This window comes from Sediminicola arcticus, assembly GCF_040566695.1.
GTDB lineage: Bacteria > Bacteroidota > Bacteroidia > Flavobacteriales > Flavobacteriaceae > Sediminicola > Sediminicola arcticus.
On record NZ_JBEXAE010000003.1, the window covers coordinates 101,757 to 124,900 of the forward strand.

Sequence of the window (23,144 nt, forward strand, 5' to 3'; positions counted from 1 at the left end):
TTTAAGTATTGGGTTAAGAACTACTTCCGTTGTATTTTTGTTGTTCATGAAATACTCAAGCATACCCTCAGCACAGACTGTAATTCGCCATTGCAAAGCAAATGGTATAGACAATATAGTAATCTCTCCAGGCTCACGAAATTCCCCTTTGACTATAGGCTTTTCTGAAGATCCATCTTTCAAATGTTTCAGTATTGTAGATGAACGTTGCGCGGCATTTTTTGCATTAGGTATTGCTCAACAGTTACAAAAACCTGTAGCGTTGCTTTGTTCTTCCGGGAGTGCCCTATTAAATTATTATCCAGCGATAGCGGAAGCGTATTATAGCGATATCCCTTTGGTGGTTATTACTGCCGACAGACCTCCCCAGAAAATTGATATTGGAGATGGACAGACCATAAGACAAGAAAATGTATTTGACAACCATATCGGCTATTCAGCTAATCTAAAACTGGATATTAAAAATACAAACCCTTTAGAATTATCAGATACCGATAGAGTAAAACAAGCATCGATTCAAAAACACAACGATGATCAGTTGGTAAAATCCTTGGAAGCTGCTTTTAATAATAAAACGCCCGTCCATATCAATATTCCCTTTGAAGAACCCCTATACGGAGTTGTAGATATGCCCATAATATCCTCAACCACCGCTACTAGAAATGAAAAAGAATTACAGGTGGTGGAGGATTTGGATTCTTATATTAAATTATGGAATGCGTCCAAAAGAAAAATGATTTTAGTGGGAGTTCATTATCCAGACGAAAAGGTTCAACAATTGTTGGACTCCATTGCTAATGATCCTTCGGTGATTGTTTTTACGGAGACTACATCTAACATTCATCATCCTAATTTTTTTGGCAGTATAGACAGTATAATAGCTCCCATTGAAAAGTCAAAGGATAAAGAAGGACTTTTTCAAAAATTGAGACCTGAAATTTTATTGACTTTCGGGGGGTTAATTGTGTCTAAAAAAATAAAGGCATTTTTAAGGAAATTTAGCCCCATAAACCATTGGCATATAGACCAAAAAAAGGCAAACAATACCTTTTACTGTCTTTCGCACCATTTTAAGGTGGAACCAAACCATTTTTTTGAAGCATTCAATAAAGGCATTGTCGCACAAGCTAGTGATTATTTTAGCTATTGGGACCATATAAAAAGAGGTTATCAAATAAAGCGGCAAGCATATATGGATCAAATTGCTTTTAGTGATATGTTGGCTTTTCATCATATTTTTAAGAATATTCCCCAGAGGTATCAATTGCAATTGGCCAATAGTTCTACCATTAGATATGCTCAGCTTTTTGATCTAGATCCAAGTTTGAGGGTATTCTGCAATAGGGGTACTAGTGGCATAGACGGAAGTACATCCACAGCCATAGGTGCTTCTATTGTTAAAAAAGAACCTACCCTTTTTATAACTGGGGATTTAAGTTTTTTCTATGACAGCAATGCCCTTTGGAACAATTACATGCGTTCAGATTTTAGAATTATAGTCTTGAACAATGAAGGGGGAGGCATTTTTAGAATACTTCCAGGGCAAGAGGATACAGAGAATTTTGAAACTTATTTTGAAACAGTACACCATTTAGAAGCTTCACATTTATGCCATATGTATCAGATGGAATACCAGAAGGTAGAAAATGAGAAGGAATTGGATTTGGCATTGCATACTTTTTTTGAGAAGTCTCACAACCCCAAGCTATTGGAAATTAAAACACCACGAGTATTGAATAATAAAATTTTGCTTAGTTATTTTGATTTTATATCTTAGGAAAGAATTATTAATTAACTAAACCAACATGTATCATTATGAGTAAAAGAGACGAGCTGATAGAAAAGTATGCTTCTGATTTGAAAACCAAAATAGGGGTAACCCCAGATATGGATTTTTTGACCAAGGTGACCATTGGATGTGGTCCTTCAATTTACAATAGGGATGCATCGACAGTTTCTGGTTCTGATGAAAAAGAATTGGAAACAGTAAAAAATAACTTTCTGATCAAAAAATTGGGATTGAGCGATAGCCCAAAATTGATGGAAGGCATTAAAAGTGTAATGGAACAATATGGTTCTTCGGAAAGAAATAAATATAGGGCTGTAGTGTATTACTTATTGGCCAAACATTTCAAAAAGGAATCAGTTTACAAATAGAAGTTGTTTCATAAAATTTTAAAGCCGTTCTTTTTAAGGAACGGCTTTTTTTTTTATAGCAGTTTTTTTAAATGTATTTTTGCAGGAAGTAGATGCTGTTTTATGATAGAGTTAGGTAATTACAACACACTGGAAATTTTAAGGGATACCAGCGTAGGTCTTTTTTTAGGGGATGGAGAAGGAACAGAGGTTTTATTGCCCAATAAGTATGTCCCTGAGATTTATGAAATAGGGGATGAGCTCACCGTGTTTTGCTATTTAGATCACGAAGAGCGACCTGTGACTACTAATATTAAGCCCTACATTATTAGAAACACCTTTAATTTGTTACGCGTTGCAGAGGTCAATAACATTGGCGCATTTATGGACTGGGGCTTAGAAAAGCATCTTTTGGTGCCTTTTAGTGAACAACGAACAAAAATGCAGCCTGGACAATCCTATATCGTTTTTTGTTATTTGGATGACAAAACACAACGTTTGGTGGCCACTAACAAGCTCGATAAATTCATAGACAATGAGGAACTCACAGTAAGTAATTGGGAAGAAGTAGACTTGATCGTAACCCGACTAACAGATTTGGGTTGGGAAGTCATCATAAACAACAAGCATAAAGGGCTGGTATACCTCAGTGAGATATTCAAAAAATTGTCTGTAGGAGACAAAATGAAGGGGTATATTAAGGCCATTCGAGAGGACAATAAAATAGACGTTTCCCTTAAGCCGATAGGCTATAAAAGTGTAGAACCTGCTGCAAATCTGATCTATGAGCATCTAACCAAGGCCGGAGGGTTTTTGCCTTTCCATGATAAATCACATCCAGAGGACATTAAATATGCCTTTGAATTAAGTAAAAAGAACTTTAAAAAGGGTATTGGAACTTTATATAGAGAGCGTAAAATAGATATTAAAGAGGATGGAATATATCTTATTTAAAAGTTAACCTTCTACTTTTGGCCATTAATATCATGAAAATGAGTGCTTTACTTGATAAGAATTAGGCCCATTTATTTTTAATTTAACCGAAATCTTATATTTTTGCATTAATTGGTCACTTCATAGGTTGATTTTGATTAATTTTATAATTACGTACCCCTGAAAATATAAAAAAAATATGCCATTTATTGAGGAAAGCGATTTATTGGAATTGCACAAGGATATTGATAAGGCGCAAATTATAAATGAGCGTCTCCTAGATCAAATAAAATACAAGAACAAAGAAATTAAAAGAAATAAAACACAACGTAACGTACTTGCGGGTGTTATGGGGCTTTTTCTCATAGGAGCCTTAGCTATTACTTCTTTTACGGCAGGCGTTAGTAGTTCTAGTTCTTTTGAAAATAGAAATAACATTTTAGTGTCCATCGATAGTTTAGATGCCATAAAGCACAGATTGGATAATCTTAAGAGAAAAAACGAGGAACTAAGTCAAGTAAAAGAGTTTTATTTAGCTAAAAGTTTTTTGGAAAAGGAAACAATCTACTCAGTGCAGATAAAGTCTTTCGTAGATAATAATTTAACACTTACCTCAGAAGCTTTGGCCAATACCATGTTGGTGAAAACAAATCCATTTTATTCTTACTCCTTAGGTAATTTCGAATCTCTTGCCGAAGCTAGATCATTTAGATACCAATTGGTAAAAATGGGGTTTTCTGATGCTTTTGTAGCTTCTTATCAAGATGGGAAACGAATTAAAATAGAAGAACCTTATTAATTTTGTCTAAAATTAAGGCGTGGCTCAATGCTGCGAGATTACGAACACTTCCACTTTCTTTATCGGGTATAATAGTAGGGACCGGTTTGGCTGGTTTTTATGGTTATTTCAATTATTCAATTTTCGTTCTTGCATTACTTACCACCGTTGGGTTTCAAGTAACTTCTAATTTTGCTAATGATTATGGCGATGGGGTTAAAGGAACAGATAACGAAGACAGAGTTGGCCCGAAAAGAGCACTTCAAAGCGGTATATTGACAAAGGAAGAGCTTAAGCTTGGTATAATATTGAGCATTGTCATTAATATAATTTTAGTTCTATTATTGGTTTTTTTGGCCTTTGGAATTCAAAATATAGGGTATATCATTTTATTTTTGGGTCTAGGGGCAGCAAGTATTTGGGCAGCCATTACATATACAGTGGGTACTTCGGCTTATGGATATAGAGGTTTGGGTGATGTATATGTTTTTCTCTTTTTTGGACTTATAGGAGTATTAGGATGTTTGTTCCTGTATGCGAAATTTATTACCACTGTTTCTTTGTTACCGGCAGTTACAATTGGTTTATTAAGTGTTGGTGTGCTTAATCTAAATAATTTACGAGACTCCTTGTCCGATAAAAAGGTTGGAAAAAACACATTGGTTGTAAAAATGGGCTTTGAAAATGGAAAGAAATACCACTACGTTTTATTGTCATTGGCCTTGCTTAGTATGGGTGGCTTTATTTTCATGAACTATCTTAATTGGATAAGTCTTATACCTCTTTTAGGGTTTGTACCCATAAGTATACACATTAGAAAAGTATACATTACAGAGCAGCCAAGATTATTGGACCCCGAACTAAAAAGGTTAGCTCTAAGTACATTTTTATTGTCAGTATTGTTTTATTTTTCTTTTAATATTTTTTCGTAAATTTGATAAGTTAACTATCAAATCACACTCAATTTGGAACAACCAATTAAGATTCTTATCGTAGAGGATAACGTTATCATTGCAGATGACATGCAGTCCATGTTAGAGGAGATTGGATACGAGATTGTAGATAATGTCATTGTCTATGAACAGGCGGTAGAAGTACTTAAAAACAATCAAGTAGATCTAGTTTTAATCGATATTATTTTAGCTTCCGATAAAACCGGAATTGATCTAGGAAAGCATATAAGAGATCATTATAATATTCCTTTTATTTTCGTAACCTCTAACTCTGATAGGGCCACTGTTGAGAATGCCAAAACGGTAAAACCAAATGGATATTTGGTGAAACCTTTTGAACAACAGGATCTTTACACGTCTATTGAGATAGCGCTTTCTAGCTTCAATTATGCCGAAAAGGGGGATAACGGAAACACCGATGATGGTGAGGAAAAAGTAATGTCAAATTCCGTACTTAAAGACTCAATCTTTGTCAAAAAGCAACATTTGTATTACAGAATACAATTTGGAGATATTCATTTTATCAAAGCTGATAATGTTTATTTGGAAGTGAATACCGCAGACAAGAAGTTTTTGGTGAGATCACCTTTAAAGGATTATCTGGAAAAATTACCTCAGAACAAATTTTATAGAGCGCATAAGTCATACATCGTTAACGTAGATCACATTGATGCTATCAATTCTAAGGATATTATGATTAATAACACACTTATCCCAATCTCCAAAGAGTTTAAGGAATTTATAATTTCCGCAATGAATTCTTAAAGGGGGTACTTATTTAATAAAAAAACCATTCTAAGCTAATGCTTAGAATGGTTTTTTTATTATGACACATTTTTTAATTCTATTTTTTGATTAAAAAAAGTCCAATTTCTTCGATTAAATACTTCCTTAAAAAAAAAGTACTTATTCACAACAGTTCTAGATGCTTTTACAACAATAATATGGCAGATTCCAAGGAACAGAATATATTTGAACTGTAATTGAAAGAGACCCAAATCTTATCATTTTCATATATAGTGTTCCTAAAAGGCTGTGCATCTTATGTACGGCCTTTTTATTTTTTTTTGTTTAAAAGGTAGATAATAGGAAACTTTATAAAAATTGGTCTTGAATATGGAAATATTTATTGATTGGTTAAGTTTTTAAGACATAGAGATTAAAGTAGGGGTAATAAGATAACATGGTGAAATCTATTGTCAATATAATTTCACTGTTGATATTTTATAACCTTATTTTTGAAGCATAGATCGTTTATCTTTTTCAAACGACTTACATCACAATTTTCAAAGGGATGTTACCTTTGAAAATAATTAGTATAATTATATTCTCAAGCATATTATGGTTAGGTTGCTTATCAAAATATTTATATTTTTTTTCACTTTCCACCTTAGTAATGGATTGCTACAAGCACAATCGATCACAAAGGAAGACAGTACATTAAGAACGTTTAAGATTAAAGAAGGCGCCTCGGATAAATTCACCTTCTTTTTTGAAGTTCCAAACAGATATAACGAAAACTCCGCATACGATTGGTTGGATGCGGTTCAATTAGATCTGGTAGAGGCGCAGGAGGATAATGATTCTATCAGTATCAGAAAATTCAAGATAATGCAGTCTCAAATTTATCACGATCTGGGAGATTATGATAAAAGTGTGGCCATTGCCAACGAGCTTTACAAGCAGAAGAGTTCTTTAGACCTTAATACTAAAAGGATTCTGTTGGATCTCATGGACTACAATTATGCCCGACTTCATATGTACGATAAACAATTGGAAATCCGAAAGGAAAAGAAGGCAATTGGGCTTAGCAAGAATGTAGCCACCTATGACATATATGCCAATTTAGGCCTTCCACGCAAGGCTATGCAGGACTATATCATGGAAGTTATGAAAACCATAAGCGAAGATGATCACTATTCGCTTGCTAAGTACAACAACAACATAGGTAATTATTTGCGTTTAGATAATTCTTCTTCTGTGGCATTATCAAAATTTAAGGAAGCAAAAGGGCATATAGATATATTCCTGAATGATATTACCAATACCAGAACGGAAAAGGAAATAGTGGAGGCTAATTATCTCAAAGGGATCATAGAAGGAAATATTGGCAGGTGTTATGCACAATTAAGGCAATATAAAGAGGCCATACCTTGGCTAGAGGGAAGTATTATTACCATTAAGGAATTCAATAAAGGAAAATTTTCTTCTGACGTGGTAGAGAACACGTTAGAACTTGCAGAATGCCACCTACAGTTGGGTAATTATGAGAAGGCCAGAAATTATTTAAAAGCAGATTTAGAGCCTAGGAAAATAGAGAATCTATTGAAGAAAAATAGGGCCTTGGCTGCCTATTATGATAAAATACAAGACTATAAAAATGTCTCTTTTTATTTAAAGAAAAATGTTAGAATCAATGATTCCATAAATGTATATGAATCTGCATTGCGCACCCAACAATTAGCAGCATTAACGAGTCAGGATTTAGAAAACAGCAGGAACCAAATGCAAGAGCAGAAATTGGCATTGGAGAAATCTCGTTTAGATTTGCAAGCCAAGGAAGAACGCATCAATCTTGTTTTTATTTCTTTAATTTTCACCTTATTGGGATTTGCTGGATTAGTTTATGCTTATTTAAGAAGCATAAAGACCCAACGTTTAATTGCCGAACAGAAGTATATTATTGAAGCTTCTTTGGTAGAAAAAGATTCACTTCTTAAAGAGATACACCATAGGGTAAAGAACAACCTTCAAATGGTCTCCAGTTTATTGAGCCTTCAAACTAAAAACACTAGGAGTAAGGCAGCAATAGAGGCCTTGGAAGAAGGTAAGAGTAGGGTGAAGGCTATGGCTTTAATTCATCAAAAGCTATATCAGAATGACGACTTATCAGTTATAGAAATGCAAGGTTATATTGAAAGTTTAATCAACAGCATTCAATCGGTTTATAAAAAAGGAGGGCATAATATTAATATTACCATAGATGCCGAAGGTACTGAGCTGGATATTGATAGGGCTATTCCTTTTGGCTTGATATTAAATGAATTGGTTTCTAATTCATTTAAATATGCATTTCCCACCGATGATGAAAATGGTAAGATTTACATACATCTTCGTAAAAATGGGGATCAAGGATATTTTGAATACACAGACAATGGTATTGGATTACCAGAGGATACCGAAGAGCGAACTAGTTCTTCTATGGGAATTCGATTAATGAATCGATTGGTAAACCAATTACAATCTACCTTAAATATAGATAAAACTGCCGATGGTGTTCGTTTTTGGTTCAAATTTAAATAAATTTGAACCAAAAATCGAAATCATGAAAATCACTTTTTTAGGACATGCAGCGCTTCTTATAGAGACTGGTGGTAAAATCCTATTGATAGATCCATTTATAACGGGTAACGAAAAGGCAAAGGATAAAATTAAGATTCAGAACCTAAAACCAGATTATATTTTAGTTACTCACGCACATCAGGACCACATTTTGGATGTAGAAGCTATTGCTGAGACTTCTGGCGCTACTATAGTGAGCAACTATGAAATTGCCGTTCACTATCAAAAAAAAGGCTTTAAAGCACACCCTATGAATCATGGGGGAAATTGGACGTTCGATTTCGGTTCCTTAAAATACGTTAATGCCATCCATACCTCCTCCTTTCCTGATGGATCTTATGGGGGGCAACCCGGAGGGTTTGTAATTACTTCTGCAGGAAAAACTATATACGTTGCAGGGGATACAGCACTTACCATGGATATGAAGTTGATACCACTGAATGCAAAATTGGATTTGGCTGTATTGCCTATTGGAGACAATTTCACTATGGGGGTGGATGATGCTGTCTTGGCAGCCGATTTTCTTGCTTGTGATACGGTATTAGGATATCATTACGACACTTTTGGATATATTGAAATAGACCATAGTATGGCTATTACCAAATTCAAAAATTCGGGCAAAAAATTATACTTATTCGAAATAGGGGAGGGCATCACCCTTTAATTATCTCACCTTACTTTTTAAAACAACCGTATGTAATAATTTGGGGATAAAACGCTTGAGATATACACCTGCTACCTCCCATCTACCTATGTTGGCCTCAAATTTTTGGTTAGTTATCGCATGGATCATTTTTTTTGCAAATATAACTGGGTCCAAACCTTTTTCAGTGGCTAAATCATTGCTTAGTTGGCTTTTTCCATTACCGGTCAAGGCATTTATGGCAACTTTGGTATTCACAAAGCCTGGGCATATTAGGGTAACCTGTATGCCGTCTTTTTCATGTTCCATCCTTAATACATCAAAAAAACCATGAAGTGCGTGTTTGGCTCCACAATAACCAGAGCGGTAGGGAGAGCCAAATTTCCCCATTAAACTAGTCACGGTAACGAAATGACCATTCCCTTGTGCTATAAAATGCGGTAAGATAGCCTTGGTCAAGGCCACTGTTCCCAAATAATTGATATCCATAAGTTTTTTGTAAACGTCTATGTCAGTATCCATGATCAAGGAACGTTGACTTATTCCGGCATTGTTGATCAGCATATCTATTCGCCCTACATCGGAAATGGCTTGTTGAACCTTTTCTTCCATATTTTTATAATCTGCCAGATCAAGCGGTAGAATATGAATCCGCTCGGGATAATTACATTTATTTTTAACCTTTAGTAATTGTTCTTGGTTCCTAGCGGAAATTACCAGTTTACATCCCAATTTAGATAGCTGATAAGAAAGGGCTTCTCCAATCCCTGACGAAGCTCCGGTAATCCAAATTATTTTATCCCCAATCCTTTTCATTTCTTTGTTTTAATGATTCAAAATATAGTTAAATTTGAGCTCTTATGATAAGAGCAAGCTACAAAAAATTCATACTCAATTTTAAAAGGCCTAGTGGAACATCACGAGGAGTACTAAACCAAAAAGAAACATGGTTTCTTATCTTAAAAGGTGAGCAAGGATATGGAATAGGTGAGTGTGGAATACTCAGGGGATTAAGCATAGACGATGTTCCCGAATATGAACAAAAATTGAAATGGACTTGTGACAATATTCATTTAGGAAGAACAAAACTTTGGTATGCATTAATGGATTTTCCCAGTATTCAATTTGGAGTGGAACAAGCATTTATTTCCTTTGAATCCAAAGAGCCATTTGAGCTGTTCCCATCCCCTTTTACCACTGAATCTATTCCAATAGACATTAATGGGCTGGTTTGGATGGGGGATGAGAGCTATATGCACGAACAGATCCAACAAAAATTAGCAGATGGTTTTAGCTGTATCAAAATGAAAATTGGTGCTATCGATTTTAAGAGTGAAATGGCATTGCTATCTTCTATTCGTAAAAAATACAATAAGGATGAAATAGAATTGCGGGTAGACGCAAACGGAGCTTTCAAAGTAGAGGAGGCAATGGAGAAATTAAATATACTGTCCCAATATGATCTGCATTCTATTGAACAGCCTATAAAACAGGGAATTGTTTCAGAAATGAAGTCATTATGCGCAAATACTCCTTTGCCTATCGCTTTGGATGAAGAGTTAATAGGGGTAACTAATGTTACGGAAAAAGATACTTTATTAAAAACTATTCGTCCGCATTTTATCATATTAAAACCTAGTTTAGTGGGTGGGTTTAAAGGCAGTATGGAGTGGATCAGGACTGCAGAAAAATATGATATTGGGTGGTGGGTGACCAGTGCTTTGGAGAGTAATATTGGCTTAAATGCAATTGCCCAATGGACAGCAACTTTGCAAAATAATTTACCTCAGGGATTAGGAACGGGAAGTTTGTATACCAATAATATAGATTCCCCATTAACGGTTGAAAACGGTAAGATTTATTACCAAAAAGACCGTGTATGGGATAAAACTAAAATTGAACAGATATGTATATAGAACAGGCCTACAAAGGCTTTCACGAAGGTTGGCGATATGTAGTAGGTATTATGAGCATATTTATTGGCTGGCAAGTTGTTGGTATGCTCCCATTAATGGGAACCCTCATCACTAAGTCGAAAGGCCAGGTTATGCCAACAGATATTTCTGGTATGGCGGCTTTATTGGGATCCAATCTGTTTTTGTTTCTGATGTTACTGTCATTCGCTTTTGGGTTGTTGGCTACGTTTTTGACTGTAAAACTGGTCCACAAACAAAAAATTGTTGATTTAACGACTTCAAGAAAGAGGGTGGATTGGAACAGGGTTGGCTTTGCCTTTTTACTATGGGCCATCATATCAATTATTATGGTAGGTGCAGATTTGGTATTTTCCCCTGAAGATTATGTATTTAATTTTAAACTGGAACCTTTTTTATACCTTTTGGTCATTGGAGTACTATTGATTCCTATACAGACGAGCTGCGAAGAGTATCTGATGAGGGGGTATTTAATGCAAGGGATTGGTATTCTAGCTAAGAATAGATGGGTGCCTTTGGTCATCACCTCCCTTATCTTCGGACTTTTGCATTTGGGAAACCCAGAAGTTGAAAAGCTGGGCTATGGACTTATGGTGTATTATATAGGAACCGGACTCTTTTTAGGTATAATGACATTAATGGATGAAGGGTTGGAGCTGGCATTGGGTTTCCACGCGGCCAACAATTTAACGACACTACTCTTAGTAACCTCCGATTGGAGCGCTTTTCAGGTTGAATCTATTTATAGGGATATTTCGGAACCCCAAATAAGCTGGAATATTTTTATCCCAGTTTTGGTAATATACCCTGCACTCCTTTATATTTTTTCAAAAAAATATGGATGGAAAAATTGGAGAGAAAGATTATCGGGCAACATACAGGCAGAAGAATCAATCAATTAAAAAATGGAAACAATGACTACTTATTATAATGAAGTACATCCAAATTTTAAAATCAATGGTATTTCCTGTAATGCTGAGGAATTGAAGGAAATTGGCTATTGTTTGATAAAGGAGGGAGAAGCATTCGAAATACCATTTGGAGATTTTTTATTGGACTGGCTAAGCGATAAACCAACTATACCAGTTAAAACATCAGGATCAACAGGCGAGCCTAAAACCATACACCTTAAAAAAGAACATATGGTAAATTCGTCTTTAGCGACTGCCAATTTTTTTGGATTGGAAGCCGGGGATACTGTACTCCATTGTTTACCAGCATCCTATATTGCAGGTAAAATGATGCTCGTTAGGGCTATCGTTTTGGGATTGCGATTGGACTATGTCGCACCCGCTTCCTTTCCGCTTTCAGGCGTTAATAAAACCTTTAAGTTTGGAGCAATGGTTCCTATGCAATTGGAAAATTCATTGAACCAAATCGATCAAATAAACACAGTGATTGTTGGTGGAGCCCCTATTTCAGAAAAGTTGAAAGATAAAATCCAATTATTGGATAATGAAATTTTCGAAACCTATGGCATGACAGAAACTGTAAGCCACATTGCGATAAAAAAGATAAGCCAAAATCAAAATAATACAGAGCAAAATTTTGTGGTACTTCCAGATATTGCAATACATACCGACAAGAGGGGGTGCTTGGTAATTGATGCACCTATGCTTGCAAAGGAAACCATTGTTACTAATGATTTGGTTGATATCAGGAATGAAAAAGAATTTAAATGGTTGGGCAGATATGACAACATTATCAATTCGGGAGGGATTAAACTAATACCTGAGAAAATCGAAGCTAAATTAGCCTTATTCATAACCTCTAGATTTTTCGTTGCTGCTATGCCAGATGAGATGCTAGGAGAAAAATTAGTACTCTTTGTTGAGGGGAGCGGCATTGATCAGTCATTATTAGAAGATTTAAAAAGCAAGGGAACACTTGAGAATTTTGAGATTCCAAAAGAATTGGTGACCGTAGAGAAATTCGCAGAAACAGGGAACGGTAAACTGGACAGAAAAAGGACTATTAAACTATTCTCCCTATAATTCAGTATTAGTATATTTACATTAATTCAAAAACTAACCAACCACATGAGAGCAATACTTTTATCCCTATGTTTTGTATTTACTATTTCTTCCAAGGCTCAACAGATATTGCCAGAGGTGGAAAGGGCCAAGGCTGTTGATGAAATAATGGAAGAGCGTTTCAATGTATTGTTACCTTCCCTAATGGATAAAACTGGGATTGACATGTGGATTGTTATTTCTAGGGAATACAATGAAGATCCGGTTATAAAAACCATGTTACCTGCAACTTGGTTGAACGCAAGAAGAAGGACTATTCTTTTGTTTTATAGGAACAAGGCTAAGAACAGCATTGAAAAACTTGCCGTAGCTCGTTATAACGTTGGAGAGAGCATTATATCTGCTTGGGATAAGGAAAAAGAGCCTGATCAATGGAAAAGACTGATGCAATTAATTGAAGAACGTAATCCATCGAGGATAGGACTTAATTATTCCAAGGATCATAATATTGCCGATGGTCTAGACAAGACCGATTATGATGAATTCATGGGATATCTTCCACAAAAATACAAATCAAAAGTATCTTCTGCAGAAAAATTGGCCGTAGGGTGGATAGAAACAAGAACAGAGAGAGAAATGGTGATCTACAATCAATTAGTAGACATAACCCATGATATAATTGCAGAGGCATTTTCTGAAAAGATAATTACCCCAGGTGTTACTACCACTACCGAAGTTGAATGGTGGATGAGACAAAAAGTAACAGATTTAGGGTTAGAGACTTGGTTTCACCCAACAGTGGATATTCAAAGATCTAGTGAGGAATTGGTGTCTCACCTATATTCATTCTCTGGAAGACCAGATGATGCAGTAATACTTCCTGGGGATTTGTTGCATTGCGATTTTGGGATTACCTATTTGCGTTTGAATACAGATTGTCAGGAACTGGCCTACGTCTTAAAGCCTGAAGAAAAGGCAGCCCCAGCTTTTTTAGTTAATGGTTTAAAGGATGGGAACAGGGTACAGGATTTCTTAACTAATAACATGGTAGCTGGCAGAACGGGGAATGAGATTTTGGCAAAGTCACTTTCCGAAGCTAAAGCCGCAGGTTTAAGACCTTCTATATACACACATCCCTTGGGTTTATACGGGCATTCGGCAGGAACTACTATAGGAATGTGGGATTCACAAGAAGGGGTCATGAAAGATGATGGTGAGAAGTATCCATTAAATCCAAATACGGTTTATGCTATAGAATTGAATACCACAATTACTATACCTGAATGGAAAAGAGATATCCGAATTATGTTAGAAGAAGCAGGTTTTTATGGAGAGAACGGCTTTAGATATGTCAATGGAAGGCAAACTGAATTGTTGCTGATCCCAAGAATTAAGGAGCACCAAGGGAATTAGATGTATAATAAACAATAGGACTTGTTCTTTTATAAATAGATAGTTCTAAACCACTGATGAAAAACCAGTTTTATGGGCAGGGATTTTAATTTTATTTTGAAAAGAATCCTAATTACAGGCACTTGTTTTTTTTTCTTTTTTTCGCCAAAAGGCCTGTTTTCACAAACGGTTTTTAATGGTGTGGTTTTAGATGCAGATACAGATCTTCCATTGCCGTATGTAAATATTGGTTTTATTGATAGGCAGCTTGGAACGGTTTCAGAAGAAAATGGAACGTTCAACTTTTCTTTTGATTCATCCAAATTGTCCTCATTGGATACGCTAAAGATTTCTTCTTTGGCGTATAAAGAGTTTAAACTTCCTTTTGTTGAAATGCAGCATCTATTTGATAACCCTGTTGAGTTTAAAATTGAACCTGAAATTATAAATCTTAATGAAGTAGTTTTAACCAGTATTAAAAGGAAGAATAGAAGCAGTAGCGAAAAAATGGTAGGTTATTCTTATGTAGGGCAATTAAAAAATGGTTCTTGGGAAGGCGAAGGTGCTTTGGGTGGAGAATTGGTCACTAAAATCAATGTCAACAAGAAAAAAAGGAAACTAAATGCGTTTTACTTTTATGTTTTAGAGAACATCTCTGATAGTCTTTTGATACGAATTAATGTGTATGATGGGACTACCAAATATCCTAAAAAAAAGATAACCAATAAGAATATAATATATACTTTAAAAACTAAAATGGGTAAAGTAGGCATTGACCTTGCTCCTTATGATATAGTTGTAGAAGATGATTTTAGTATAGGAATTGAACTGTTGAAAGTATATGGGAACCAAATTGGCCTCATATTAGCAGGGGATGATACTCCTGGCGTTTCCTACAGAAGATATACTAGCCAAGGAGAGTGGAAAAAATATTCCAAAGACGCATTAACCTTTTTTGTGAGTACAACACAATTGGAAGAAGAGGAAGATGGTGAATTGTCTGATTCAATTTTAGTTACTGATTATTCTACCGAACAATTGCTACAGACCTTAGGTAAAAATAGAGAAGAAGTCGGTGGTTTTGTTTTTAAGGAGGGGGAGCCGTTAATAAAAGCTCAAATTCAAAATCTAAATTCTGGAGAGGTTACCACTACGGATGAAAGGGGCAGATATAATTTAAAAGCCAGGGTTAACGATGAATTGGAATTTAGCTTTTCATCCTTAGCAAAGGAGGTTAGAAAAGTATTGGAAACCACTTTTGCCATCAACGTATCTTTGGAAGAAAAAGTAGTTGAACTGGAAGAGGTTACGGTTACAAGTGCGGCAAGGCAGAAAAGGACCCAAAAAGAGTTGTATGATCAGTACAATGAGGATAATGGCATTATAAAAACGTCTTTTGGTATTTTTGACAAACGAACTTCTGGAATTTCCATGAAGATGCTGGATGAGTCAGATTTTACCAGTGGGGCAACCACTCTGGGTAATTTGTTGAGGGGAAAGATTTCTGGTCTAACTATGAGGTCTAATGATAATACCGATGGATCAACTGAAATTTATTTGAGACAAGGGGGTGCCAATCGCCCAATTCCTGCTGCCTATGAAATTGATGGACTTATTGTACAAGGATTTCCTGATTTTCTAGACATTTCACAGGTTAAACGTATCGCTGTTATTTCTGGACTTGCCGCTGTGGCCAAATACGGTACCGTGGGTGCCGGTGGGGTTATTATCATTAATACTAAAGCTGCTCATGCTTCACCTCTAGCTTCTGGTTCAACAATTAAAGTAAAAACGTACAACCAAGAGATGAACGAGAACGTGATATCTGAAGAGGAGGCACGTCTTAATTGGCCAAATTTTTTACAAGAACTTTATAGTTCCCAAAACGTGACGGAAGCACAAGGCATCTATAATTCTTACGAACCAAAATACGGCTCAAACCCTAATTTTAATATTGACGCCAGTAACTACTTTCTTGAATTCTGGACCAATGAACCTTTTACGGAAAAATTACTAAATGAAAATCTAAACCGCTTTAAAAACGATATAAACTATCTAAAGGCGTTAGCTTTTGTTTTAGATAAAAATAAAAAATACGAACATTCCGTTGCATTGTACAAACAAATATTGCTATTAAGATCAAATCTCGCAGAATCCTATAGAGATTTAGCTAATGCCTATATTAAAAATAAACAAGAGAAAATAGGTAAAAATTTATATGCTAGGTATTTTAATTTGTTAAAAGAAGGGTATTTTTCTAAACAACCGGAAGCACTACAAAATGTAATTAACTCAGAAGTAAAAGCCTTACTTGAGGTCACTGAAGATCAAATAAAAAGTCCTTTGACTAATTTCATAAATCAAGACAATATAAAAACGAGGATTTTATTGGAATGGAATGATGATGCCGCTGAATTAAATTTTCAATTTATCTCTCCTGATAAAAATGTAAGCAGCTGGTCAAATGCTATGGATGGCGAATCAAATGAAAGCCTTCTTTATAAAGGATATACTAGTAAGGATTTCTTTATCTATGGTAATGACGGTACATGGCAAATAAATGCAAACTATTTAGGCAATAAATCGGGCTTGGCCACCTATTTAAAAATAACGGTAAGTACAGCCTTTGGTTCTGAAAATCAAAAGGACAGGGTTGAATTCTTTAGAATGGATTTTAAGAATGTAAATAGAATACTCGTTCAAATTCCTTAATTAGAACTTCCACACTTATAACCATCCCATGTTAAATTATTTTTCGAAGAGTACTATTTTACTAAAAAACTATCCCTAAAGAACATTATAAAGTTTAAAAGATTAAAGGAGTTTTAGTTGTGAAAATCATATCGTAAGCGATACAATTTATTAGTATTTCATAAACAAAATAGTTCTTATAAAGAATTGCACTTTTTATTACATTATAGAGCCAGGGTATTTGGAACTTTTCTATTAAACACGCTGTAGTGTGAAAAGAAAAGGTTGTTGTGGTTCTAATTGTAGTGTCAAGATTCCATTTTAAGGTAATAGTCCGTAGAATGTTTCCCTGATCCGTAAAACAGAAAGAAACTACACACTAATAATACAGCACTGGCTAATATTAAATTGGAAGTGTTCATTTCTCCAATAAAATTAATGAGTACCGCTCCTATTATAATTGGTAATTGGGTTAGAATGGCCCAACGGGTATACAATCCGAAGATAATGAGTAAACCCCCAACAAGATGTGCCGGTGCAACATAATGAACAGCCAACATGCTTCCTGCGAATCCTTTTAAAGGGGAAACGAGTTCCAGAATTATTTGGGTGTTCCCAATAAAATATAGGCCTTTAATAAACAGGAAAAGTCCTAAAGCAATACGCAAAATATCAAGAGGGTAATACGTGTGTTTATTTGCCCATTTGTTGAGTGTTTTAATAGTTCCCATAATTGAAAAGATTAAAATTACTCTTATTAAATTACTGAAAATAAGCGATATAAAAAAATTAAACCTGCAAGAGCCCTAAATTAAATTTCTTTTCAATTGGAGCGTGATTGGCAGCCTCAATTCCTAAGGAAATCCAATTTCTGGTTTCTAGCGGATCTATAACGGCATCGGTCCATATCCTTGCTGCCGCATAATAGGGTGATACTTGGTCATCATAGCGGTCCTTTATTTTATTAAAAAGCTCTGCTTCTTTCTTTTCAGTGATGGTTTCTCCTTTCTTTTTCAAGGAAGCCTTTTCTATTTGTAACAGAACCTTTGCGGCAGAATTTCCACTCATAACGGCCAATTCGGCACTTGGCCAGGCTACAATAAATCTGGGGTCAAATGCTTTTCCGCACATGGCGTAATTACCGGCTCCATAACTATTACCTATCACTATAGTAAACTTAGGTACTATTGAGTTACTAACGGCATTGACCATTTTTGCGCCATCCTTGATTATTCCTCCGTGTTCACTTTTACTGCCTACCATAAACCCAGTTACATCCTGTAAAAAAACTAAGGGTATCTTTTTCTGGTTACAATTGGCAATGAAGCGAGTTGCTTTATCTGCAGAATCCGAATAAATAACCCCTCCAAATTGCATTTCTCCTTTGGTGGTCTTTACTACTTTCCTCTGATTGGCAACAATACCAACGGCCCAGCCATCAATCCGTGTATATCCCGTCAATATAGTCTTTCCGTATCCTTCTTTATACTGCTCAAAATCAGAATTGTCAACAAGTCGCTTAATAATTTCAAGCATGTCATATTGATCGGTGCGGGAAGCTGGTAAGATACCATAGATATCTTCTGGATTTTCTTTAGGCCTTTTAGGGGCTGTTCTGTTATATCCGGCTTTGTCAAAATCACCAATTTTACTAACTATATTCTTTATGGTATCTAGTGCATCTTTGTCGTCCTTAGCCTTATAATCCGTCACTCCACTTATCTCACAATGGGTGGTAGCTCCTCCCAAACTTTCATTGTCTATACTTTCTCCAATGGCTGCTTTTACGAGGTAACTTCCTGCTAAGAATATACTACCTGTTTTATCGACTATGAGGGCTTCATCACTCATTATAGGTAAATAGGCCCCTCCAGCAACACAACTGCCCATAACTGCAGCAATTTGTGTTATACCCATACTGCTCATCACAGCATTATTTCTAAAAATACGTCCAAAATGTTCTTTATCTGGAAATATTTCGTCCTGCATTGGAAGATATACTCCGGCACTATCAACCAAATAAATAATGGGCAATCTGTTTTCAATAGCAATTTCCTGGGCCCTTAGGTTCTTCTTTCCTGTAATTGGAAACCAAGCACCAGCCTTAACTGTAGCATCGTTAGCGACAACAATGCACTGTTTGCCTTCTATATATCCTATTTTGATTACAACGCCACCTGAGGGGCATCCACCGTGCTCTTCATACATTCCTTCACCGGCAAAAGCGGCTATTTCGATAGACTTCTCCTTGGTGTCTAATAGATAATCAATCCGCTCCCTAGCGGTCATTTTACCTTGTGCGTGCTGTTTTTCAATTCTGCTTTTTCCGCCGCCTAAATGTACTTTGGCCAAGCGTTGCTTTAAGGATGAGAGTAGTAATTTATTATGGTCTTCGTTCTTGTTGAAGGTTATATCCATTTCTGCAATTAGTTTCTTTTGAGCCATAAAGATAAGGAGTTATATTCATTAACTTTGACAAAACTTAAGTTGAAAATGGAAAACAAAATAAGATGGGGCATCCTAGGTCCTGGCCGGATAGCACATAGTTTTGCCAAGGATTTACGATTAACGCAGACCTCTGAATTAGTAGCGGTAGCCTCAAGAAATTTGGATAGGGCATCTGATTTCGCCAAAGAATATGATGCTAAATATGCCTATGGTAGCTATGAAGAACTTTTCAATTCAACGGAGGTAGATGTCATTTATATTGCCACTCCCCACACACAGCATTCAGCCTTGGCTATTGCAGCCATGGAACATGGGAAGCACGTTCTGTGTGAAAAGCCAATGGGGGTAAATACGGGTGAAGTGACGAAAATGATTGCGGCTGCCCAAAGGAACAAGGTATTTTTAATGGAGGCTCTTTGGAGCAGGTTTAATCCATCCATCAGAAAAATAAAGGAATTGGTTGATCTTAAAAAAATAGGAGTCATAAGTTACCTTCAGGCTGATTTTGCTTTTTATGCTCTGGATAGGGAAGAAGAAGGTCGATTGTTGAATCCGGCCCTTGCTGGTGGCTCCCTTTTGGATATTGGGATATATCCTATTTTTTTGGCCTATTTGCTGCTTGGGAAACCATCAAAAATATTCGCATCTTCAAAATTTCATAAGACTGGTGCGGAAATCCAGACCTCTATCATTTTTGAGTATGAGAAGGCCCAAGCCATGCTTTATTCTGGCTTAACAAGTAATTCAGAAATGAAGGCCAAGATTACGGGCACCAAAGGATCCGTTTATATACACCCAAGGTGGCATGAGACCAATGGTTTTACCATTGAAAGCAATGGAGAAAAGGAGGATATATTGGAACCTACCGTAGGGAAGGGGTATAGCTATGAAATTGAAGAAGTAAATTCCTGTTTAGCATCGGGAAAATTGCAAAGTAGCCTTTGGTCACATCAAAACAGTTTGGATTTAATGGAAATATTGGACCAGGTAAGAAAGCAGACTGGTATTACTTTCCCATTTGAATCTTAAAGTTTTTTGTTTTCATTTATTAAATCTTTTAAAATTTACGATATTTGTCGGTAGCAAAAAATTTAATTAAATATGGGAATGAACAAGAATACCGTGCTTGCATGGGCCACTTTTATTATGGTCATTGTTGGACTTTCATTAATAGCGCTTGGAGCTTTTAGATATAATGATACTGCAGGATGGGGTTTTGCAGCAGTAGGCATAGGTTTTTTTGCCATTGCTTGGGTATTTAATGCCTTAAAGGGTAGAGTATAACATATCCAAATCATCAATTTTAATATTAAAATTTTATGTCTGACGATAAAAAAGTCATTTTTTCCATGTCTGGGGTTACTAAAACCTATAAGACAGCCAATACACCTGTATTAAAAAATATCTATTTGAGTTTTTTCTACGGGGCTAAGATTGGAATATTAGGTCTTAACGGGTCTGGTAAGTCTACCTTATTGAAGATTATCGCCGGGGTTGATAAAAACTTTCAAGGAGATGTAGTCTTCTCCCCAGGGTATAAAGTAGGTTATTTGGAGCAAGAACCTCAATTGGATGAATCTAAAACGGTTTTAGAAATTGTCAAGGAGGGTGTAGCCGATACTGTTGCCATTTTGGATGAATACAATAAGATCAACGATATGTTTGGTCTTCCTGAGGTTTATGAGGATGCAGATAAGATGCAAAAGCTTATGGATAAACAGGCAGAACTTCAGGATAAGATAGATGCCTCCGACGCTTGGGAATTGGATACCAAATTAGAAATAGCCATGGATGCTCTGCGAACTCCTGAACCTGATAAAAAGATTGGGGTTCTTTCTGGAGGGGAAAGAAGGCGAGTGGCACTTTGCAGGTTATTATTACAGGAGCCAGAAATATTATTATTGGATGAACCTACCAACCATTTGGATGCAGAGTCTGTACATTGGTTGGAGCATCATTTGGCGCAATACAAGGGAACTGTTATTGCAGTAACACATGATAGATATTTTCTTGATAATGTAGCAGGATGGATTTTAGAATTGGATAGGGGAGAAGGTATTCCTTGGAAGGGAAATTATTCCTCTTGGTTGGAGCAAAAATCCAAACGCATGGCCGACGAGAGCAAAGTGGCTTCTAAAAGACAAAAAACATTAGAGAGAGAGTTGGAGTGGGTACGTCAAGGAGCAAAAGGAAGACAGACCAAGCAAAAAGCTCGTTTAAAGAACTATGATAAATTACTAAGTCAGGATCAAAAACAATTGGATGAAAACTTAGAAATTTATATTCCAAATGGTCCTAGATTGGGAACAAATGTAATAGAGGCCATTGGAGTTAGTAAAGCTTATGGCGATAAATTGCTGTATGAAGACTTGAACTTTAAATTACCACAAGCAGGAATTGTTGGTGTTATTGGGCCAAACGGTGCTGGTAAAACCACTATTTTTAAGATGATCATGGGAGAAGAAGCCCCTGATAGTGGTGAATTTGTGGTTGGTGATACAGCAAAGATTGCTTACGTAGATCAGAAACATTCCAATATTAACCCAGAGAAAACAATTTGGCAGAACTTCAGTGATGAGCAAGAGTTAATTATGATGGGAGGCAGGCAGGTAAACTCTAGAGCGTACCTGAGCAGATTTAACTTTTCTGGTAGTGAACAGAATAAAAAGGTAGATATGCTCTCTGGGGGGGAACGCAACAGATTGCATTTAGCCATGACGTTAAAGGAAGAGGGTAACGTTCTATTACTAGATGAGCCTACAAATGATTTGGATGTAAATACCTTACGAGCCTTAGAGGAAGGATTGGAGAATTTTGCAGGTTGTGCAGTGGTCATTTCCCACGATAGATGGTTTTTGGATAGGATCTGTACTCATATCCTTGCCTTTGAAGGGGATTCTCAGGTGTATTTCTTTGAAGGATCATTCTCTGATTATGAAGAAAACAAGAAGAAACGTTTAGGCGGAGACCTAATGCCAAAACGTATCAAGTATAAGAAGCTGATTCGCTAAGAATGTATTCAGTAGAAGACAAAAAAAATCCCGTTGAAGAACGGGATTTTTTTATAGGATATACTTAATATGTTTCTTTTGGATACCAATCTAACTGGATTACCTTGATTTCAGAATTTCCTTTTTCTACCAAAGCTTTGAATTTTGATACATCACTTACATTAGGATTTCCTCTATAGTGGTATGGGTAAACTTGCGTTGGTTTAAATTCTAATATGGCATCGGCAGCACTTTCTTCTGTCATGGTGTAAGGAAGATTCATACAGACAAAGGCAATATCAATATTTTCCAAGGCTCTCATTTCCGGAATATCCTCCGTATCACCTGAAAAATAAATTCGCTTACCACCCATGTTGAGGACATATCCGTTACCCCTTCCTTTGGTATGCATTTGTAGGGCTTCCTTTCTTAGGTTGTACATAGGTATAGCCTCTACTGTAATACCATATCGTTCTTTTGAATCTCCATTGTTTAAAATATCCAATTGAGTTGCAAATTCTGCCGGCATTTTATCAGCTACCGCCTGAGGCACAATTATTTTTGCCTTTTCAGTATTAAGTCCCTGCAGCGTTTCTAGATCAAAATGATCACCGTGTATATCGGTAATTAGAATTAAGTCGGGCTGCTTTTGACCTTCATAGGCTACAGCTCCTCCAATTGGATCTACATAAATAGTTAGGTCACCCCATTCCAAGATGGTGCTTGCATGTTCAATTGGGATAATTTTAATCTCGTTCTCCACTTTTACTACAGGAGTTGATTCTACGGCCATATTTTCATTTGACTTTTCTTTAGGGGTTTCCTTACTACTCACTAGAAGGGAAGAAAAAATAGAAAACACTAATACTATTGATCTCATAAATTGAATATTTTTATGCTAAAGATATCTTAGATTTTGATGGTAACTTCA

General features: G+C 36.0%; 20 protein-coding genes. 16 read left to right on the forward strand and 4 right to left on the reverse strand.

The window, feature by feature from the left end:
• Window positions 1-46: 46 nt before the first annotated feature.
• The 8 genes from menD to ABXZ36_RS07160 all read left to right on the forward strand — a co-directional run bounded on the left by menD (window position 47) and on the right by ABXZ36_RS07160 (window position 8,806).
• The gene (menD, locus tag ABXZ36_RS07125; RefSeq protein WP_354614817.1) at window positions 47-1,777 is read left to right on the forward strand and encodes a 2-succinyl-5-enolpyruvyl-6-hydroxy-3-cyclohexene-1-carboxylic-acid synthase; all 1,731 of its coding nucleotides are present in this window, start codon (window positions 47-49) and stop codon (window positions 1,775-1,777) included.
• Window positions 1,778-1,815: 38 nt separating this feature from the next.
• Window positions 1,816-2,157, forward strand: coding sequence for a DUF2853 family protein (locus ABXZ36_RS07130; protein WP_354614818.1), 342 nt, complete (start codon window positions 1,816-1,818; stop codon window positions 2,155-2,157).
• 102 nt (window positions 2,158-2,259) lie between these two features.
• Window positions 2,260-3,090, forward strand: coding sequence for a CvfB family protein (locus ABXZ36_RS07135; RefSeq protein ID WP_354614819.1), 831 nt, complete (start codon window positions 2,260-2,262; stop codon window positions 3,088-3,090).
• Between the two features lie 178 nt (window positions 3,091-3,268).
• Window positions 3,269-3,868, forward strand: a complete 600-nt coding sequence (locus ABXZ36_RS07140; protein WP_354614820.1) for an SPOR domain-containing protein — start codon at window positions 3,269-3,271, stop codon at window positions 3,866-3,868.
• 2 nt (window positions 3,869-3,870) lie between these two features.
• Entirely contained in the window at window positions 3,871-4,779 is a 909-nt protein-coding gene (menA, locus tag ABXZ36_RS07145) for a 1,4-dihydroxy-2-naphthoate octaprenyltransferase (RefSeq protein WP_354614821.1), read from the forward strand.
• A 33-nt stretch (window positions 4,780-4,812) separates the two neighbouring features.
• Window positions 4,813-5,565 (forward strand): LytR/AlgR family response regulator transcription factor, encoded by a 753-nt coding sequence (locus ABXZ36_RS07150; protein ID WP_354614822.1) that lies wholly within the window; start codon window positions 4,813-4,815, stop codon window positions 5,563-5,565.
• A gap of 636 nt (window positions 5,566-6,201) precedes the next feature.
• Window positions 6,202-8,103, forward strand: coding sequence for a sensor histidine kinase (locus ABXZ36_RS07155; RefSeq protein ID WP_354614823.1), 1,902 nt, complete (start codon window positions 6,202-6,204; stop codon window positions 8,101-8,103).
• Between the two features lie 22 nt (window positions 8,104-8,125).
• A complete protein-coding gene (locus ABXZ36_RS07160; RefSeq protein ID WP_354614824.1) occupies window positions 8,126-8,806 on the forward strand; it encodes a metal-dependent hydrolase in 681 nt (226 codons plus the stop codon).
• On the opposite strand, the gene ABXZ36_RS07165 is transcribed toward ABXZ36_RS07160, so the two are convergent.
• Window positions 8,807-9,601 (reverse strand): SDR family oxidoreductase, encoded by a 795-nt coding sequence (locus tag ABXZ36_RS07165; RefSeq protein WP_354614825.1) that lies wholly within the window; start codon window positions 9,599-9,601, stop codon window positions 8,807-8,809.
• Between the two features lie 47 nt (window positions 9,602-9,648).
• On the opposite strand from ABXZ36_RS07165, the gene ABXZ36_RS07170 reads away from it, so the two are divergent.
• The 5 genes from ABXZ36_RS07170 to ABXZ36_RS07190 all read left to right on the forward strand — a co-directional run bounded on the left by ABXZ36_RS07170 (window position 9,649) and on the right by ABXZ36_RS07190 (window position 16,796).
• Complete coding sequence (locus ABXZ36_RS07170) at window positions 9,649-10,701, forward strand: o-succinylbenzoate synthase (RefSeq protein WP_354615220.1); 1,053 nt, start codon at window positions 9,649-9,651, stop codon at window positions 10,699-10,701.
• Window positions 10,692-11,621 carry a CPBP family intramembrane glutamic endopeptidase gene (locus ABXZ36_RS07175; RefSeq protein WP_354614826.1) on the forward strand — a complete coding sequence of 310 codons (930 nt, stop codon included), beginning with the start codon at window positions 10,692-10,694 and terminating at the stop codon, window positions 11,619-11,621. Before ABXZ36_RS07170 ends, ABXZ36_RS07175 begins: the two co-directional genes overlap by 10 nt.
• 3 nt (window positions 11,622-11,624) lie before the next feature.
• Window positions 11,625-12,713 (forward strand): AMP-binding protein, encoded by a 1,089-nt coding sequence (locus ABXZ36_RS07180; protein WP_354614827.1) that lies wholly within the window; start codon window positions 11,625-11,627, stop codon window positions 12,711-12,713.
• A gap of 45 nt (window positions 12,714-12,758) precedes the next feature.
• Entirely contained in the window at window positions 12,759-14,105 is a 1,347-nt protein-coding gene (locus ABXZ36_RS07185) for a M24 family metallopeptidase (RefSeq protein ID WP_354614828.1), read from the forward strand.
• A 72-nt stretch (window positions 14,106-14,177) separates the two neighbouring features.
• On the forward strand, window positions 14,178-16,796 hold the full coding sequence (locus ABXZ36_RS07190) for a carboxypeptidase-like regulatory domain-containing protein (protein ID WP_354614829.1): 2,619 nt from the start codon (window positions 14,178-14,180) through the stop codon (window positions 16,794-16,796).
• Window positions 16,797-17,083: 287 nt separating this feature from the next.
• Here the strand turns inward: ABXZ36_RS07190 and ABXZ36_RS07195 are convergent, their stop codons facing one another.
• Window positions 17,084-17,506, reverse strand: coding sequence for a DoxX family protein (locus ABXZ36_RS07195; protein ID WP_354614830.1), 423 nt, complete (start codon window positions 17,504-17,506; stop codon window positions 17,084-17,086).
• 58 nt (window positions 17,507-17,564) lie between these two features.
• Complete coding sequence (locus ABXZ36_RS07200) at window positions 17,565-19,193, reverse strand: acyl-CoA carboxylase subunit beta (RefSeq protein WP_354615221.1); 1,629 nt, start codon at window positions 19,191-19,193, stop codon at window positions 17,565-17,567.
• Between the two features lie 75 nt (window positions 19,194-19,268).
• Here ABXZ36_RS07200 and ABXZ36_RS07205 point away from each other — a divergent pair, with 75 nt between their 5' ends.
• The 3 genes from ABXZ36_RS07205 to ettA all read left to right on the forward strand — a co-directional run bounded on the left by ABXZ36_RS07205 (window position 19,269) and on the right by ettA (window position 22,234).
• Window positions 19,269-20,252, forward strand: coding sequence for a Gfo/Idh/MocA family protein (locus tag ABXZ36_RS07205; protein WP_354614831.1), 984 nt, complete (start codon window positions 19,269-19,271; stop codon window positions 20,250-20,252).
• A 72-nt stretch (window positions 20,253-20,324) separates the two neighbouring features.
• The gene (locus ABXZ36_RS07210) at window positions 20,325-20,507 is read left to right on the forward strand and encodes a CAL67264 family membrane protein (protein ID WP_354614832.1); all 183 of its coding nucleotides are present in this window, start codon (window positions 20,325-20,327) and stop codon (window positions 20,505-20,507) included.
• A 35-nt stretch (window positions 20,508-20,542) separates the two neighbouring features.
• Window positions 20,543-22,234, forward strand: a complete 1,692-nt coding sequence (ettA, locus tag ABXZ36_RS07215; protein ID WP_354614833.1) for an energy-dependent translational throttle protein EttA — start codon at window positions 20,543-20,545, stop codon at window positions 22,232-22,234.
• A gap of 64 nt (window positions 22,235-22,298) precedes the next feature.
• On the opposite strand, the gene ABXZ36_RS07220 is transcribed toward ettA, so the two are convergent.
• Window positions 22,299-23,093 carry an MBL fold metallo-hydrolase gene (locus ABXZ36_RS07220; RefSeq protein ID WP_354614834.1) on the reverse strand — a complete coding sequence of 265 codons (795 nt, stop codon included), beginning with the start codon at window positions 23,091-23,093 and terminating at the stop codon, window positions 22,299-22,301.
• Between the last annotated feature and the right edge of the window lie 51 nt (window positions 23,094-23,144).

Bases quoted from the DNA above. Each gene is read 5' to 3' on its own strand.
- ABXZ36_RS07195 (WP_354614830.1), bottom strand. From the start codon at position 17,506: ATGGGAACTATTAAAACACTCAACAAATGGGCAAATAAACACACGTAT.
- ABXZ36_RS07140 (WP_354614820.1), top strand. From the start codon at position 3,269: ATGCCATTTATTGAGGAAAGCGATTTATTGGAATTGCACAAGGATATT.
- ABXZ36_RS07180 (WP_354614827.1), top strand. From the start codon at position 11,625: ATGGAAACAATGACTACTTATTATAATGAAGTACATCCAAATTTTAAA.
- ABXZ36_RS07160 (WP_354614824.1), top strand. From the start codon at position 8,126: ATGAAAATCACTTTTTTAGGACATGCAGCGCTTCTTATAGAGACTGGT.
- ABXZ36_RS07175 (WP_354614826.1), top strand. From the start codon at position 10,692: ATGTATATAGAACAGGCCTACAAAGGCTTTCACGAAGGTTGGCGATAT.
- ABXZ36_RS07130 (WP_354614818.1), top strand. From the start codon at position 1,816: ATGAGTAAAAGAGACGAGCTGATAGAAAAGTATGCTTCTGATTTGAAA.
- ABXZ36_RS07185 (WP_354614828.1), top strand. From the start codon at position 12,759: ATGAGAGCAATACTTTTATCCCTATGTTTTGTATTTACTATTTCTTCC.
- ABXZ36_RS07205 (WP_354614831.1), top strand. From the start codon at position 19,269: ATGGAAAACAAAATAAGATGGGGCATCCTAGGTCCTGGCCGGATAGCA.
- ABXZ36_RS07200 (WP_354615221.1), bottom strand. From the start codon at position 19,193: ATGGATATAACCTTCAACAAGAACGAAGACCATAATAAATTACTACTC.
- ABXZ36_RS07210 (WP_354614832.1), top strand. From the start codon at position 20,325: ATGGGAATGAACAAGAATACCGTGCTTGCATGGGCCACTTTTATTATG.
- menD (WP_354614817.1), top strand. From the start codon at position 47: ATGAAATACTCAAGCATACCCTCAGCACAGACTGTAATTCGCCATTGC.
- ABXZ36_RS07135 (WP_354614819.1), top strand. From the start codon at position 2,260: ATGATAGAGTTAGGTAATTACAACACACTGGAAATTTTAAGGGATACC.
- ABXZ36_RS07165 (WP_354614825.1), bottom strand. From the start codon at position 9,601: ATGAAAAGGATTGGGGATAAAATAATTTGGATTACCGGAGCTTCGTCA.
- ettA (WP_354614833.1), top strand. From the start codon at position 20,543: ATGTCTGACGATAAAAAAGTCATTTTTTCCATGTCTGGGGTTACTAAA.
- ABXZ36_RS07220 (WP_354614834.1), bottom strand. From the start codon at position 23,093: ATGAGATCAATAGTATTAGTGTTTTCTATTTTTTCTTCCCTTCTAGTG.
- ABXZ36_RS07190 (WP_354614829.1), top strand. From the start codon at position 14,178: ATGGGCAGGGATTTTAATTTTATTTTGAAAAGAATCCTAATTACAGGC.